A 15,152-nucleotide genomic window follows, 5' to 3' on the forward strand; every position below is an offset into this window, starting at 1 on the left:
GAGCCTCACTGGCTGAGGTGATTGGGAATCCGCAGGTGGCGGCGCACGACCTCGACAAAGGACGGATCGCGCCGTGTCGCCCAGACCGCGACCATGTGGCAGACGAACCAGAGCAGCAGGCCGAAGAGCCAGAGCCGCAAACCGAGGCCGAGCGCCGCCGACACGGTGCCGTTGACAATCGCGACCGATCGCGGCGCGCCCCCGAGCAGAATGGGCTCGGTCAGCGAGCGATGCACAGGCGCGCTGAAGCCCTTGATCTCGCTATCCATCACAACACCACGCCGCCGCCGAAGGAGAAGAACGACAGGAAGAAGCTCGAGGCGGCAAAGGCGATGGAGAGACCGAAGACGATCTGGATGAGCCGCCGGAAGCCACCGGAGGTTTCGCCAAAACCCAGTGACAGACCCGTCGTGATGATGATGATCACGGCGATGATCTTGGCGACCGGTCCCTCGACTGAAAGCAGGATCTTGTTGAGCGGCTGCTCCCAAGGCATGTTCGAGCCCGCCGCATGCGCCGGCGCCGCCGCCACGAGCACTGCGGCTGCCGCAATCGCAATCGTGGCGATGGACCAGCAAGACAGTCGCGCCTTCATCGCTGATCTCCCAAGGGAACGAGGATGTAGTCCCCGCAAGGTGAGAGCCCTTCGACACGCACGAGCTCGCCGAGCCGCCGCTGCGAGCCGCGCCCGGCGAGAACGGCGATCACGTTGATCGTCTCGGCAATCAGAGCACGTGGGACGCTCACGACGGCCTCCTGAACCAGCTGCTCCAGCCGCCGGAGGGTGCCGAGTGCGGACCCGGCATGAATGGTGCCGATGCCGCCGGGATGGCCGGTGCCCCAGGCCTTGACGAGATCGAGCGCCTCCGGCCCGCGGACCTCGCCGATCGGAATGCGATCCGGGCGCAGCCGAAGCGCGGCGCGCACCAGATCCGAAAGCGACGCCACACCCTGCTTGGTTCGAAGCGTCACGAGGTTGGGCGCCGAGCATTGCAGCTCGAGCGTATCCTCGATCAGCACGATGCGGTCGCCGGTCATCGCCACTTCAGCCAGCAAGGCATTGACCAGCGTGGTCTTGCCGGTCGAGGTGCCGCCGGCCACCAGAATGTTGCAGCGGTTGGCAACAGCCCGCCGCAACGCGCCGGCCTGATCTGCGGTCGCAATCCCGCAAGCCACGTAGTCGTCGAGCGTAAAGACGGCGATCGCGGGCTTGCGGATGGCGAATGTCGGGGCTGCAACGAGCGGCGGCAGCAGGCCTTCAAAACGTTCGCCCGTCGTCGGCAGCTCCGCCGACACGCGCGGAGAGCCCGCATGGACCTCGAGCCCGACGTGGTGCGCGACCAGCCGGACGACGCGCTCGCCATCACCGGCAGCAAGACTCTCACCGGTATCGGCCAAGCCAGACGCGAGCCGATCGACCCAGAGCCGGCCATCTGGATTGAGCATGATCTCCACGACGGATTGATCGTCGAGATGACGCGCGATGGCAGGCCCCAATGCCGTCCGCAGCATGCGGGTGCCACGCGTGATGCGCTGTGTCTGGACGAAGCCGGTCACTCTCATCTCCGATCATTGAAGCGCGGTCAGCATCGCTTGTGATGATCAAAGATGCAGACCTCCTGCAGCAGCAAGACCAACAGCGCTTCGGGTGTAGCCTGGCGCAGGAAAGCGTAGAGACAGGAGGGCTCTTTCGGGCGGGACAAGCAGATCACCAAGGCGGGGCAGCAGCTTTCAGAGCGCGGGTCATGGGCCCGCAGCACCGCCCCCTCGCGGCCGAGAGCGACGGCGAACGCTGCTGTAGCGAAGGCGAAGGTCGCCACCGGCGCCGCGACGTCGGCTCACCATCTGGCATGGCTTGGCGGCTCGCGGGCGGGAGCCGGGCGATCGCTTGAGGTCGCGGGGAGGTCGGCCATGACAAATTCGGTCCCGCTGCTCGCCTCCGATGATCGCGGTCTGTGCTCTCGTGGAGCGGCAAACCAAATCAGTGCTGCTGCCTGCAGCGCGAGGTTCACTCCGAAGGCAACCTGATAGGCGATGACAGGATAGTGCCCATTGGATTGCGGCCATTGGGCCAGCAATACACCGATCCCGTACTGGGCCAGAAACCCCCACCCGAAATGCACCACGTTCAAGGCCCCGTTGGCGCGGCCAGCCAATTCCTTCGGGTAATAGTCCGAGATGATCGCAAAGCTGAGCACGGTGGCGGCTCCGACGATCGCGATGATCAGCCATGGCGCGATCGCCGGCAATGGCAGCCGCCATACCAGCGCCAGCTGCGCCACCATGGAGAGCACGGCGATCAAAGCCAGCACATGCTCTGGACCTAATCCCCTGCGTCGTGTCCAGTTGGTCAGCGCACCGAGCATCCACGCACCGAGGCTGAGCATCAGGGCGGTCAGACACAGCGCTGTCACGACTTGGGCGCGGGTCATGCCCTCCACGTCGGCCAGCCACGCGGATGCCCATAAGCCCTGGAGCGACCACGCCGATCCGATGCAGGCTCCGGATAGCGGCGCGACCCTCCAGAACCGGACGTCGCGAAGAATGCTCCGCAAGCCACCTGCTTCCGACGCGGACGAGCCCTGCGTTTCGCGCTCCGGCACCAGGCAATAGATCAGGATCGCCGCTGCAGCGGTCGCGATGGCCAGGATGTCAAACAGGCCGCGCCATCCGGTCTTCACCAGGATCGCCTCGGCGGGCAGCGTCGCGCTGACAGCGCCAAGCGCCCCGAGCATGACCATGTACCCATTGACCAACGCCACCCGCTCGCGCGGAAACCACAGAACAATGGCCTTCAGGCCCGCGGTCAGAGCCGCAGCGACCCCGAGCCCGATCAGGGCGCGTGAGAGGAGCAGCGAGAGCGGCCCCGACGACCTTGCGAAGGCCTCCGCGCCAAAGGCCGCGACGACAAGAAGCGCGCTCTGAACCCGGCGCGGGCCATAGCGGTCGAGCATCATGCCGACCGGGATCTGGGCAGCCGCAAGGACCAGGAAGTAAGCCGCCGTGATCAGACCAAGGTCGGCCGCGTTCAACCCGAGCTCTGAGGCAAGACTGGCAGAGACGAGTCCATTGATGGTGCGAAACAGATAGGACAGGAAATAGCCCATTGCGAAGGGCAGAAACACCAGGGCGGCGAGCCGCCAGCCTGTGATCTCGCGATGGCCTTGGTCTCCGGCTTCGGTGCCCTTTCGGCCGAAGGCATAGGCCGACAACGAACTGCCGTGATCCGCGTGCTCGCGGGATCGCTCAACGGCTCGATTGAGGCGGGAGGCGAAAGGGATCCTCGCCGCCCTCCCCGGCGGCAGGCACGCCCCAGGACACCTCGGCGATTGGAGGCTCGGCGCGGCGAAGTTGAGCCGGAAATGGCTGGCTCACTTGACCGGCTCGCGCAGCGCCATCGGGTCGCGTCTCTCGCTGCCTTTCCGACAAGTCACGCTGCAGCTTTTGGATCGCGCCAATCCGCATCGCCTGGTCGAAATCACGATCACCGCCCCTTGCTGCGCTCGTGCTCTCCTGATCCGCCAGCGACGTCACCGCCAGATGGTAGCGTGCATGAAGGGCGACCGTCTCATTGAGGGCCGCGATGTCGCGCTGAATCGTTTGCAGCTGCTGTTCCAGGCCCTGCAGGCGATCTTGCGCCGGCATCGGTCCATCCAGCGGCTGGGCTAGAAACCGTTCGAGCGCCTTTTCCACGACGATCGTGCGGTTCACGCATCTTTCCTCGGCTGCGCCGGCAAGGCGGGCGAGAATCTCGCTGGATAGCTGCAAAGTGAGTTTCTTCTTCATCGTTCGGACCTCATCTGGTCCGTCGATTAGGTCAGCTTGCCTGGCCTGGCACGCGCAAGATTCGAACGTTCGAAGCCTGGCGGGTGGAAAGAAACTCTGGCGTAGATGCCAAGCTCAACCCGCGCGCTGGAACGGTCCCGATCGACGCTTCCACCGCCTCAGGAGCCGGGCTCGCTCGACGGCGGTCTGACGAAATCCTCAGGAATTTCGCGCAGGAAGCTCTGCCCCTTCTGCAGCCGGCGGCCGAGCGCCTCCACAAAGCCTTCGAACCGCTCGCGTCCCTTGACCTGCGCTGTGGCCTGCGCTTCGGACGGCAGCGGGGGTGTCACGGTCAGCCAGAAGCGAACGAACAATGCGTGCGTCTCGGCAAGGATGCCGACATCACGCTCGAGCCGCTGCATCTGCCGCGACAGCCTGTCGAGCCGGCGTGTGAGCGCCGCCTCGCGCCGATCAGCCGCATCCGGCGACAGAAACGACTGAACCGCCGCCTCGACGATGGCCGAGCGCGAAAGCTTCCTGCGATCGGCGAGCTCTACGATCTGCCGCAGCAGCTCCGGCGGGAAGTAGACATTCATTCGATCCCGCATTGGTCTGTCCTCACAAGCCCATGTCATCGCGCGGGTCGAGCGCAGCCTGACGCGCAATCCCCGTCGTGCTCGCATCGCGTGAGCCGACCAGCTGCGGCGTCCCATCATCGTCATCGAACACGACCGAAAACTCGTCCGCCGGATCTACGCTCGTCGTTTCGCTCGCGATCGCTTCGTGCTGCGGCAGCTCCGGCTCGCGTCGCAAGCCGCCATTGGCCTGCTCGTCCCTTGTCTCGGGGGGCAGCGTCAGCCGGGATCCGGCGAGCACAGGCGTAAGGGGCGCAAGCGATGACCAGTCATCCGCACCCACAGACGCTCTGGTCCTGGCGATGTCCGGCGGCGGCAGGATGCGCGAGACCAGTCTCTCATCCTCGAAATATCGCACCTTCCTGGCGCGGATCGGTGGTGCGCCGGCGACCATCACGATCTCATCAGCCGCCGGCAATTGCATCACCTCGCCCGGCGTCAGGAGCGGACGCGGCGTCTCCTGGCGCGACACCATGAGGTGACCCAACCATGGCGCCAGGCGATGCCCGGCGTAATTCTTCACGGCCCGCATTTCGGTTGCGGTGCCGAGCGCGTCCGAGACGCGCTTGGCGGTTCGCTCGTCGTTGGTCGCGAAGCTGACGCGGACATGGCAGTTGTCCAGAATGGCATTGTTCTGCCCATAGGCCTTCTCGATCTGATTGAGCGATTGCGCAATGAGGAAGCTCTTGATGCCGTACCCAGCCATGAAGGCGAGAGCGGATTCGAAGAAGTCGAGCCGGCCTAACGCCGGAAACTCGTCCAGCATCATCAGGACACGATGCCGGCTCTGCTTTGCCTTGAGATCCTCGGTCAAACGCCGGCCGATCTGGTTCAGAACCAGACGAATGAGCGGCTTCGTACGTGAGATGTCGGATGGCGGCACGACGAGATACAGCGTCGCGGGCTCCTCCCCTGCAACCAGATCAGCAATGTGCCAATCACATCTCCCCGTGACAGCAGCCACCACCGGATCCCGGTAAAGACCGAGGAATGACATCGCCGTTGAAAGGACGCCCGAGCGCTCATTCTCCGATTTGTTCAGAAGCTCGCGCGCTGTCGATGCCACCACCGGGTGCGGCCCGGCTGCGCCCAGATGATGCGTCGCCATCATCGCCATCAACGTCGCCTCGATCGTGCGCCGGGGGTCGGAAAGGAACGCGGCAACGCCGGCCAAGGTCTTGTCGGGCTCGGCATAGAGAACGTGCAGGATGGCACCGACCAGAAGCGAATGGCTGGTCTTTTCCCAATGATTGCGCTTGTCGAGAGATCCCTCGGGATCCACCAGCACGTCGGCGACATTCTGGACGTCACGCACCTCGCAGGCCCCTCGCCTGACTTCGAGCAGCGGATTGTAGGCTGAGGCATTCGGGTTGGTCGGGTCGAACAGAAATATGCGGCCGTGCCGCGCGCGGAATCCTGCCGTGAGCTGCCAGTTCTCGCCCTTGATGTCGTGAACGATCGCCGATCCCGGCCACGTCAGAAGAGACGGCACCACGAGACCGACGCCCTTGCCAGACCGCGTCGGTGCAAAACAGAGCACATGCTCCGGTCCGTCATGGCGCAGGTAGCGCGCTCCCAACCGTCCCAGGACCACGCCATCCTCGCCGAGCAGTCCCGCCTTGCGCACCTCGCCCAGCTCGGCCCAGCGCGCGGACCCGTAAGTTGCTGTGGCTTTCGCCTCCCGCGACCGCCACAGTGACATGCCGACCGCAACCGCAATAGACGCGAGACTGCCACTGACCGCGATAGCCCCACCTTCGGCAAAGATGGAGGGCGCATAGGCATCATAGATGAACCACCACCAGAAGAAGGTCGGTGGGAAGTAGACTGGCCAGCCGGACAGCATGAACCATGGCGTCCCCAATCGCGGTTGGAAGGCGAGCCGCCAGGCCGTCCATTCGGTCGCGGCCCATATCGCAAGCAGGTTGATCAGCACGACGGCGAGTAATTGTGCCCATTGGATTCGGGTCGCAGGCATGTGGCGTCTCCCGAGTGCTAAAGACCGAGGTCGCGCTTGCGACCAAGCTGCCAGTCGATGCCGGTGGCCTTCGCAAGGCCCGTGACCTTCTGACCGAGCCGGTGATCGATGTCGCGCGACCACGGGACGAGGTAGAAACCGAGACCATTGTCGATCATGGCGAAGCGGCCGGAGGCCAGGACAAGCCGCTGGCGGTAGATGCCCGCAACCTGTTGGCCGGGGTCGACCTTCAGCTGCGGCGCGCCGTTGGTCGCCGACAGCCGCGCGCCCACGGATTCGAGCTCCTGCCTGCGTAGTGTCTTCAGAAGATCCCGTTGCGGGACGATCTGCTGGCCATGTCTCTGCGCCAGTCCCCGGTCCGCGAGATACTCCGCCCGGCTGCGCAGCGCGCTCCTCACCTCCGCGCCAAATCCGCCGAGGGCCAGGGAGACAGGTTCACGCTCGACCAGCCGATGATCGAGCCAGGTCGCTCCCTCGGCCTTGATCTGATCGGCCAGGGCTAGGTCCGAGCGCGTCGCCAGGACCAGGGTCGGCCGCGCCTCGTCCGCAGCGCCAAAGCGCCTGATCTCGACAATGCCGCCAGGCTGAGGCGCCTGCGCAAAGGCCTCGATCCCGCGGAAGCGAACGTGGTGGGCGCGGCCGTCGATGCCATCGATCACTGCATAGGCTTCGCCGGTCAGTTCGTCGTGGAGTCCACGGTCGACCAACCGCCCCATGATCGATGATGGACTGTTGATCCCGTCGATGACGTAGTCCGCAGCGCTCCGCTCCTCACCACGGCGAGCGAACGCCTGATGCATGGTCCTGATGATATCACCACGCGTGCCGAGCTCGCGGAGCTGTCGCTCTGCGCCAAGCTCGACCATCCACTCGTTGGGTCCGGCCGCCGCTGCCAGTCCCAGGCGCTCCAGATATTGCAGGCGCCCTCGCATCAGGCGGTGGACCTCGGGATCAGGACCCGCTGCCACCCGCTGACGGAGATCGATGGCCCCCACCTCATCGCAGGCCATGCGGATCTCGCGATCGAGCCGTGTCCAGCGATCCGCGGTGATCTCTCTTTCCAGTGCGTTGCGGATGTCGTGCTCAGGCTTCGGACCGAGCTCGAGCGCCACCAGCTCTTCGGCCCGGGAGCGCAGGCCCCGGCCGATATAGTCGCGGGCGATGACGAGATCTGCGCCCGTCTGATCGACACCGCGTACGAGCACATGAACGTGCGGATGGTCCGTATTCCAATGATCGACCGCGATCCACTCGAGACGCGTCGACAGATCAGCTTCCATCTGCCGGATCAGATCGCGCGTGAACGCTCTGAGGTCCACCATGTCGGCTGCGTCCTCTGGCGAGACGATGAAGCGGAAATGATGCCGGTCGTCGCTGCTCCGCGCCTCGAATGCGGCCTCGTCGGCGTGATCAGCTCGCGCATCGAACATCCTTGCCGGCTCGCCGTCACGGGTGACCCCCTCCCGCTTGAGATAGCTCAGATGCATCGCCAGCGGCGCTGACCGAAACGCACGGCCCTTGTGCCTTGCGATGCGGGCCTTCACCGTGACGCGGCGGCCCGAGGCAAAGAGGCGCTCGCGACTGAAGCTGAGACGGCCGCGGCCGAAGGTCGAATGGGTGCGAGCCGGCCGGCGTCCGTCGATCACCGAGGGCAGCGTGACGTGCCCCGCGGCGTTCGCCGCGCGCAGGACGCGATTGATGAAGCTTCTGGCCTTCCTCTCACGCGCCTGACGGATGCGCCCCGGACGGATGCGGAATTCGCGCTCTGTGGTGCTCATGCGCGGCATCCCGCGGCAAGGATTGAGGCTATAGTGCCGAAAGCAGCATTGATGTTGTTGAGAAAGAGCATCAGCGCGACACGCGCTCCGACCGGACGGCACGGTTGAACGCGAGCCATGTCAATGGCTTGCTGATCAACAGGCGAGCCGCTTTTATCTTGCGATCGACCGTCGGCAGCTTGCGGCTGGCTTTGGACCCTCGCCTCGGCTCTCGGTCTCACGCCCCGCGCCGGCGTGCCGGAAACAACAGCGAAGCAGCGGCGGCCGTGAGGACTGCGACGGACGATCATCATCGAGGCCGACGCATCGCACCGCACGACAACGTCACGAGGAATTCCGCTGCGGTCGGCTTTGTCATTCAAAGCCTCTCGTGCCGACCTCAATGACGACCGTTTCCGATCGCAGCGGCTGCTCATCAAAGTCGGCATGACGTTCGCAGGTCGTGCGCAGAACGCGTGCATCATCACGGCTGCCTCGTCCACACGGGAATGGCGCGCCCGATGACGTCCGATGTCGCCGTCGGACCGAAATAGCGTCCATCCAGAGAGCTGTCCGATTGCCTGTTCATCAGAAAGAGCTCGTCACCGCCGATGATGCGGCAGCCACGCCAATCCGGTAGCGGCCGGCCCTGTCTGTCGCTCTCTTGCGCGATGCCGACTTCGACCTCATCGATCAGGATGACATGCTCGCGACGACAAACGGCCTGGCCCGGAAGAGCAAGAATGCGCTTCAGCATCGGTACGCCCCTGGGCAGGTAGCCTTCGTCCGCAAGCCATTCGGCCAGCACGCCGTGGGGCAGGACAACGACGATCTCGTTGGTGACCCATTGCCGGACCGGCCGAACCAGATAGAGGCCGATCGGAACGCTGCCGGAGACATTCCAGATGAGCAGCGGACGCAACCTTGGTCGCCCGACCTCCGTCACGAGCCAAACCCCGGCGAGCATCGCGACGCCAATGGCAAGCCCTTTCGTCATGGCATGATCGTCCTTCGATGCAGCCAGGCCCGATGGCGCACATCCGTGTAGGGACGCGGCGGTTGTCCGGCGGCCATGCGGTTCTGAACGTGCCACCAATGATCCGGTGCGACATCCGCCGGATCGATGCCGAGCGCCTCGATCGCGTCGATCTGCTTCAGCACCCGCTCGACCTTCGGCCAGCCAAACACCTGCAACAGGATCGCTGCTCCCGGAGCGACGAAGGGCACGGTCGCACAGGCTTCTCCGGGGCCAACGGCCTGCAGAACGTTGATCCGCGACAGCACCGTGCCGTAGTCGTTCGACGACCAGCGCACGAACGCAAAGACGCTGCCCGGCGTGAACGCGACCTCCCGGCGATAACGGTCGAGGCGAACCTCCTGCACGGTTCGACCGAAGCGTATGCGGTTTTCGATCTTACCCTGCAGCCATAGCAATTGGACGCGCGTCAGCTCGCTCATTCGCAAACTCTGAGGTTGATGACATCTGGACGGCGCTGCGGGCCGGCAATGAGAACGGCCGTGGCGTCTCGAGCGGCCTCCACCCTTGGCAACAGGAGACACCAGCGTGCACCGGCCCCCCAAAGCGCGGGCCCGTTAGACAAAATCCGAAGGATTTTGCGGTTAGGTATGTTAGAAGGCGGAAAGGACACGCCAAACCAAAGGCTTAAGCCCGATTTCGGTCCCCGATGGCACGACCATCCGGTCCTCGATGGCACGCGTCCTCCGGTCCCCGATAGCACGAGACAATTCACAGCTTGTCCCCTGCGGAGCTCGAGGGGTGATGCCTGGCGAAACGCCTTGCGACCGGGTCAGTAACGGCGGCTGCGAAGTTCAGCCGTTCGGTGCCGTTTGGATCGCGGGTGAGGACCAGCTCGTAGCCCGGCAGGCGCTGACGGCGGACGATTTCGCGAAGATCGTAGGCGAAATGCTTCAGCGGCGAGAGGCTGCCGGACTTGGCATGCAGATAGCGGAGATCGAAGCTCCAGCCGCCATCCTGATGGCCGCCATGCTTGCGCACGAGGCGGTACAGCCAGCGCTCCAGCCCGCCCGTCAGCGCGAAATAGGCCCGATCAATCGTCAGCACGAGCGCGTCATCGATGACGCCCGAATAGAACCAGTCCGGCAGGATCAGCTGCAATCCGGACGGCCTGCCATGGGCATCCGCCGTCTCCTTCCACTCGTTGATCCAGGAGAAGCGGTGCCGCCGCCGCTCGGCCGGCTGGCGAATCGAGGTGAGCACGGTCGTCGACTGCAGCCGATCAAGTCCTGCCTTCAGACGGTCGTAGTCACGCACGCCGGTGCCGCGACCGACAAACGTCAGGATCTCATACGGCGTGGCGGCCATCAGGCGCGACGTCTTCAGTCCGGCGTCGCGAGCCTCGACGATCTGTGACGCCGCCCAGATCAGAACATCCGCATCCCAGATCGTCGCCATGCCATGTTCGGGGACGGCCTCGACCCGAATGGCGACAGGCCCCGCGCGGAAGTCGATCGGCACGACTCGCTTGCTCTTGGCCAGTGAGAAGAACGGATAGGCCATCAGATCCTGCGCATCGCGCGGCGCCAGATCGCCAGGCAGCGCGCGAAACAGATCGAGCTGATCGCGCTCGGATTTGCGCAAACCCCGCACGTTCAAGCCCGCCCAGCCCGCGACGCGCGACGCTCCTGCCCTGCATAGGGAATGAGACCTGGATGTCGCTTCGCCGGCAGAACGGTGCCCTGGCCGGGATCAGCCGTCGACGTCTTGGTACCGCGATCGGCCCAGGCTTTCAGATCGTCGAGCGCATACACGACGCGGCCGCCGATCTTGCGATATAAGGGGCCGGTGCCGTAGGTGCGGTGCTTTTCCAGGGTGCGGCCGGACAGTCCAAGGTAACGCGCAGCTTCGGGGGTACGAAGAAAGCGCGGCGGGGGACCGGCTGTCTGATCGGGCATCGAGCATCCTCCGGGACAGGTTCGCGCCCTCACGGGTCGTTCGGCGCGTCGACGGACATGATCGACGCGCAGGGCAGCGAGGGGGGATGCCGGAGATCGAGGGGCGCGGTTTCGGCACCCCCTCGCCTCAAGGAAGCGACTCGTCTTTGCGGCGGCGGGCGCGGCCTTAGTGACAGCCCCTATCGGCCACGAGCCGTCTTTTCACCGGCGACCGGTGTGGCTGAGCATAGGAGGCCGATCAGTGGCATGCTGAATGCCGCGCTCAAGGGCAGTTCCGAAAATCCTCGGATAGCGATCGCCCGCCCGCTGCCATTGGGTGAGCTCGCAGACCCACCGGCAGGATCAAGCGCGAGCGGCAGCCAGATGATGCCTCAGGCGCGACCCAGGGACGCTCCGCGTGCGGCTTCCGCCCTGATCTCTTGTCTACGCCCTCAGTCGCCTGGAGAAGGATCTGAGTGTCGGCCAAGACCATGGATCGCGGCGCATGCCGCAAGGCGGCTTCGAAGCTGGCTGAAGCTGCGCCGCATGCGTTCGATCGCTTCTGCCGCAACTTGAGTTTGGTTGCCTGCGTATGATCTCGCAAGCCCGTTCAATCCATGCTCGCGACGGACCGCGGCTTGTTTCCAATCCAAGCGGGCCTGCCGCAGCCTCAGGAGCTCAGAGCTACGTCTGATCCGATCCGCGTAGCAACTGATGATAACCCTTCTCAGACATCCACCTCGCCCGCGCCAGATGGCTATCGAAGGCGCGGCGGGCACGCTGGGGTTCGTTGACCGGATCGATGTGCAAGACGAGCCGGGCAACCTCCTCCCAGTCCGCGCCCTCGGATGCTGCATCCAGAAGGCGGAGATAGGTCACAGCATGTTCCTCATCATAGGCTGTCAGAACGGAATCAGTCGGCGCGAGGTCGGCGACAGCGGGATCGAGCGGCGGAATGGGCATTGGTCAGAACCTGTTTGGAGCGAACACAACCTGTCGACCTGAAAAAGCAGCACGGACCCCGTCGAGATCCGGGCACGAGACCGCTTTCCAAACGTCTTCAGCTGTCGCTCCCGCGTGAGAGAAAGATGTCCGTGTTGAAATGCCGGCAAAGCCGGAGCTGTTTGAGAAGACAATTCGACGCGTCTTTGCCGCCGCCATGAAGCGCTTGCGTCTAATCCAAGGCGTTTTGCTGCAAGCGCTCGCTCACGCTTGGCTCGTCGCCTGCGTTCGTGTAGCCGACGCACGTCCACATTTCATCTCGAGAATAATACTCACGGCCGATGTTGCCAAAGCGCCGGCGACGGTCGCGAATTCCCGCGCGGGGAGGGCTGACGATCGGTATCTGAGAACCGTCTTTCCAAATGGAGTTCCGTAAGCGGCAGAGCGGCCACGACCTCTCGCCGCCAAACAGGAGCGCACAGCGCTGTGCAATCCAGCTCTCGATCGGGCTCGAGACCAAGGTCTCCCGTTCAGGTTCCCGAACCGCCCGGCCCAGAGATTGAGGACGGCGATGTAGTTGCACCCAAGGCGTAGCGGCTTCACTTTCAGCCGCCGGACTGGAATCAATGCGGCATGCCTACACTCACCCGTCGCCGCGATCCGCACTCGCCAAACGAGACCTGGCGCATTTACTTCGGAGACGTCGAGGCTGGAACGATTGCAGAGCGCCCCGAAGGCCCCTCCGGTTCGCCCGTCTGGCAGTGGTTCTGCGGCTTCTATCCAGGCAGTCACCCAGGCGAGCAACAGCTCGGCGGCGCCAGCACCTATGAGCAGGCGCGCGACGCGTTCCAGGCAGCATGGAACGTCTTCCTATCGAATCGGTCACAGCAAGATTTCGACGAATGGCGCCAGCACCGGGCCTTCGTCGCCTGGAAGGATCAGATGCGGGAGGCCGGATGTCCTCAGCCAACCCAAACCAAGTCAGGTCGCTCGCGCTGCTTCTGCGGCGCGGTGATCGACCTGAAGACAAGTACCGAGCACATCTACTCTCACCACATGCCGACCGCGAGACGCTTGGTTCCGGGATCATCTTGACGATGTGCAATCTCTACTCGATCACCACCAACCAGGCCGCGATCGCCGCGCTCTTTCGGATCGTTCGCCAGTTCGCGGGCAATCTCCCCTCGATGCCGGGCGTCTTCCCCGACTATCCGGCTCCGATCATTCGCGGCACCGGAGACGACCGCGAGATGATGATGATGCGGTGGGGAATGCCGCCACCTCCGCGGACTGGCGGGCCACCCGTGACCAACATCCGCAACACGTCGTCTCCGCATTGGCGCGGCTGGCTCAAGCCCGAGAACCGGTGCCTCGTGCCTTTCAACAGCTTCGCCGAATATGCGCCTGAGCCGAACCCGGAGACGAAGAAGAAGGACGTGGTCTGGTTTGCCTTGTCTGATGATCGCCCCTTGACCAGCTTCGCGGGCATTTGGACCGAGTTCAAAGGCGACCGCGGCACGAAATCCAAGCCGCTGCCAGGCCCTCATTTGGTCTACGGCTTCCTGACCACGGAGCCCAACGCCGTGGTCGCACCTATCCACCCCAAGGCGATGCCGGTCATCCTGACGACCGAAGAAGAGAGGGAGGTCTGGCTGCGTGCGCCATGGAACGAGGCCAAGGAGCTGCAACGTCCATTGCCCGATGGCGCGCTCGAGATCGTCGCACGCGGGCCGGCCAAGGAAGATATACCTGCGGCCTGAACGAGCCGGCGGATTGCACAAAGACGGGCTCGCCTTGCGCCCCAATCCTACAGCTCCCGGCGACAACCTTTTCCGCGTCCGAGACTCGAAGCGCTCGCTCGTGTGGAGTCATCGGGCGGCGTTGTAGCGTCGCTGCCGCGAAGCTGACGGAACCAAAGGAAAACGATTCTAGACCACGCGGCACGGCTTCGGACAGCCGGACTGCAAGACGATCGGTCGCGCTCAAAGTGGTCGGGCCCGGCCAAGCATCGCGGAGGTGAGCCTGCCAGATTTCGGCATCTACACGACGAGCTCCCGATCCGCAGCCTCGTGCGTCCGGCCGAAGGTCGGAATGAATGATCGCCGCGGGGCGAACGCCTACCACGATAGAGGGAATCGAAGCCACCTTACGCGAGGCGCCGCTTGCTCCTGGGAACCTCTTTGCCCTGGGATCTTCTTTGAAGAGAAGGTGCGGCAATCAGCCGCCAGGGCATGGAGCACGAAAGAGCAGCCGCAGGAGCGCCGCTTTGCGGCGCGGGACCGACTGCGATCGCGAGACCGGTCAAGAGGGCAGCCGCAGGAGCGTCAGCATGCGACGGCGAAGCCGGGACGCGGGACCGACTGCCCCCGGCGAGCGATCCATCATGATGCGCCAGGGATGAAAGCCGAATGGCGGAGACGCGTCCATACTTGCTAGCGACTCCGTTCACGACAGCCCGGCCGGCGCGACCCTTTTACCATCTTCACCCTCGATCTGCCCTTTAGAACACGCGCGATTATGTCCCGCTGCCGAACCCGCTCTCAGGGATCTGGCAGAACAGCAAGCCGTAGGCTTCGGCGGACATACCCATCCTGCCCTCGATGGGCAAAGCTATGGGTCGATCAGGGCACCGGGGTGTGAACCCGGTTCGCCTCGCCAGACGTGCTTCGGTCCTCCATCCACACACAGTACGCCAGCATGGCCTAGCAATCGGCAGAGCCAATCCATTTCTGGTTTAGTGGCCACCTTTCGGTGCCCCACGTAGCCGAGACGTGGCAATGTCGCTGCTGAGAAGGACGGCGGCCCGACAATGATGAGTGACGGCCGCGTATCGATTGGGAGGCAGGGCACTAAAGCGACTCCCTTAGCATCGTTGCGCTTGGGTCGACGACGAATAGACACCTCGGCACCTTTCTGAGTCGAGTGCGTGCGCGTCAACGGCATGCCGCGCGACTATTTCAGGAGCGCTGAGATGGCCCGGCCGAGAGCCCGATTCGAGACGTCGCCTCGCGGATCTTCTCGGTTGGCGCTCGCGACGTCCGCTCCCGGAGCGGACTGGAAGCAGGCGTCAAAGGACCATAGGAACGCTTTTGACCGATTCCGTTGAAAAAGTCGGCAGTAGTTTCGTCGTGAACGCCATCTGTTTCGAGGACGAATTGGCGC

At 64.3% G+C, this 15,152-nt stretch carries 15 protein-coding genes; 1 reads left to right on the plus strand and 14 read right to left on the minus strand.

Annotated features, from left to right (window positions below; all coding sequences use genetic code 11):
• Positions 1–5 precede the first annotated feature (5 nt).
• The 13 genes from QW861_RS32290 to QW861_RS32350 form a co-directional block, all read right to left on the minus strand.
• Complete coding sequence (locus tag QW861_RS32290) at positions 6–269, minus strand: VirB3 family type IV secretion system protein (RefSeq protein WP_315754267.1); 264 nt, start codon at positions 267–269, stop codon at positions 6–8.
• A complete protein-coding gene (locus QW861_RS32295; protein ID WP_315754265.1) occupies positions 269–595 on the minus strand; it encodes a TrbC/VirB2 family protein in 327 nt (108 codons plus the stop codon). The genes QW861_RS32290 and QW861_RS32295 overlap by 1 nt, the downstream gene beginning before the upstream one ends.
• A complete protein-coding gene (gene trbB, locus QW861_RS32300; RefSeq protein ID WP_315716447.1) occupies positions 592–1,557 on the minus strand; it encodes a P-type conjugative transfer ATPase TrbB in 966 nt (321 codons plus the stop codon). The genes QW861_RS32295 and trbB overlap by 4 nt, the downstream gene beginning before the upstream one ends.
• A gap of 281 nt (positions 1,558–1,838) precedes the next feature.
• Positions 1,839–3,212, minus strand: a complete 1,374-nt coding sequence (locus tag QW861_RS32305; RefSeq protein WP_315754263.1) for an MFS transporter — start codon at positions 3,210–3,212, stop codon at positions 1,839–1,841.
• A gap of 34 nt (positions 3,213–3,246) precedes the next feature.
• Complete coding sequence (locus QW861_RS32310; RefSeq protein WP_315716449.1) at positions 3,247–3,786, minus strand: hypothetical protein; 540 nt, start codon at positions 3,784–3,786, stop codon at positions 3,247–3,249.
• A gap of 158 nt (positions 3,787–3,944) precedes the next feature.
• The gene (locus tag QW861_RS32315; RefSeq protein WP_315716450.1) at positions 3,945–4,373 is read right to left on the minus strand and encodes a CopG family transcriptional regulator; all 429 of its coding nucleotides are present in this window, start codon (positions 4,371–4,373) and stop codon (positions 3,945–3,947) included.
• A 10-nt stretch (positions 4,374–4,383) separates the two neighbouring features.
• Positions 4,384–6,378 (minus strand): conjugal transfer protein TraG, encoded by a 1,995-nt coding sequence (locus QW861_RS32320; protein ID WP_315716451.1) that lies wholly within the window; start codon positions 6,376–6,378, stop codon positions 4,384–4,386.
• Positions 6,379–6,395: 17 nt separating this feature from the next.
• Positions 6,396–8,156 (minus strand): relaxase/mobilization nuclease domain-containing protein, encoded by a 1,761-nt coding sequence (locus tag QW861_RS32325; RefSeq protein WP_315716452.1) that lies wholly within the window; start codon positions 8,154–8,156, stop codon positions 6,396–6,398.
• 463 nt (positions 8,157–8,619) lie between these two features.
• A complete protein-coding gene (locus tag QW861_RS32330) occupies positions 8,620–9,132 on the minus strand; it encodes a S26 family signal peptidase (protein WP_315718656.1) in 513 nt (170 codons plus the stop codon).
• Positions 9,129–9,593, minus strand: coding sequence for a DUF2840 domain-containing protein (locus tag QW861_RS32335; RefSeq protein ID WP_315718655.1), 465 nt, complete (start codon positions 9,591–9,593; stop codon positions 9,129–9,131). Before QW861_RS32335 ends, QW861_RS32330 begins: the two co-directional genes overlap by 4 nt.
• Before the next feature lie 289 nt (positions 9,594–9,882).
• The gene (locus tag QW861_RS32340; protein WP_315718654.1) at positions 9,883–10,764 is read right to left on the minus strand and encodes a replication initiator protein A; all 882 of its coding nucleotides are present in this window, start codon (positions 10,762–10,764) and stop codon (positions 9,883–9,885) included.
• A gap of 2 nt (positions 10,765–10,766) precedes the next feature.
• Positions 10,767–11,069, minus strand: coding sequence for a helix-turn-helix domain-containing protein (locus QW861_RS32345; protein ID WP_315718653.1), 303 nt, complete (start codon positions 11,067–11,069; stop codon positions 10,767–10,769).
• 663 nt (positions 11,070–11,732) lie between these two features.
• Positions 11,733–12,011, minus strand: coding sequence for a DNA -binding domain-containing protein (locus QW861_RS32350; RefSeq protein ID WP_315718652.1), 279 nt, complete (start codon positions 12,009–12,011; stop codon positions 11,733–11,735).
• Between the two features lie 1,076 nt (positions 12,012–13,087).
• On the opposite strand from QW861_RS32350, the gene QW861_RS32355 reads away from it, so the two are divergent.
• The gene (locus QW861_RS32355; protein WP_315718658.1) at positions 13,088–13,750 is read left to right on the plus strand and encodes an SOS response-associated peptidase; all 663 of its coding nucleotides are present in this window, start codon (positions 13,088–13,090) and stop codon (positions 13,748–13,750) included.
• 1,197 nt (positions 13,751–14,947) lie between these two features.
• Here the strand turns inward: QW861_RS32355 and QW861_RS32360 are convergent.
• Positions 14,948–15,152, minus strand: a 205-nt coding sequence (locus QW861_RS32360) for a hypothetical protein (RefSeq protein ID WP_315755038.1), incomplete at its 5' end; no start/stop codon positions are given.

The sequence above is a fragment of the Bradyrhizobium sp. SZCCHNRI1029 genome (genome assembly GCF_032487555.1).
Lineage (GTDB): Bacteria > Pseudomonadota > Alphaproteobacteria > Rhizobiales > Xanthobacteraceae > Bradyrhizobium.

Bases quoted from the DNA above. Each gene is read 5' to 3' on its own strand.
- QW861_RS32290 (WP_315754267.1), bottom strand. From the start codon at position 269: ATGGATAGCGAGATCAAGGGCTTCAGCGCGCCTGTGCATCGCTCGCTG.
- QW861_RS32295 (WP_315754265.1), bottom strand. From the start codon at position 595: ATGAAGGCGCGACTGTCTTGCTGGTCCATCGCCACGATTGCGATTGCG.
- QW861_RS32310 (WP_315716449.1), bottom strand. From the start codon at position 3,786: ATGAAGAAGAAACTCACTTTGCAGCTATCCAGCGAGATTCTCGCCCGC.
- QW861_RS32315 (WP_315716450.1), bottom strand. From the start codon at position 4,373: ATGCGGGATCGAATGAATGTCTACTTCCCGCCGGAGCTGCTGCGGCAG.
- QW861_RS32320 (WP_315716451.1), bottom strand. From the start codon at position 6,378: ATGCCTGCGACCCGAATCCAATGGGCACAATTACTCGCCGTCGTGCTG.
- QW861_RS32325 (WP_315716452.1), bottom strand. From the start codon at position 8,156: ATGAGCACCACAGAGCGCGAATTCCGCATCCGTCCGGGGCGCATCCGT.
- QW861_RS32330 (WP_315718656.1), bottom strand. From the start codon at position 9,132: ATGACGAAAGGGCTTGCCATTGGCGTCGCGATGCTCGCCGGGGTTTGG.
- QW861_RS32335 (WP_315718655.1), bottom strand. From the start codon at position 9,593: ATGAGCGAGCTGACGCGCGTCCAATTGCTATGGCTGCAGGGTAAGATC.
- QW861_RS32345 (WP_315718653.1), bottom strand. From the start codon at position 11,069: ATGCCCGATCAGACAGCCGGTCCCCCGCCGCGCTTTCTTCGTACCCCC.
- QW861_RS32350 (WP_315718652.1), bottom strand. From the start codon at position 12,011: ATGCCCATTCCGCCGCTCGATCCCGCTGTCGCCGACCTCGCGCCGACT.
- QW861_RS32355 (WP_315718658.1), top strand. From the start codon at position 13,088: ATGTGCAATCTCTACTCGATCACCACCAACCAGGCCGCGATCGCCGCG.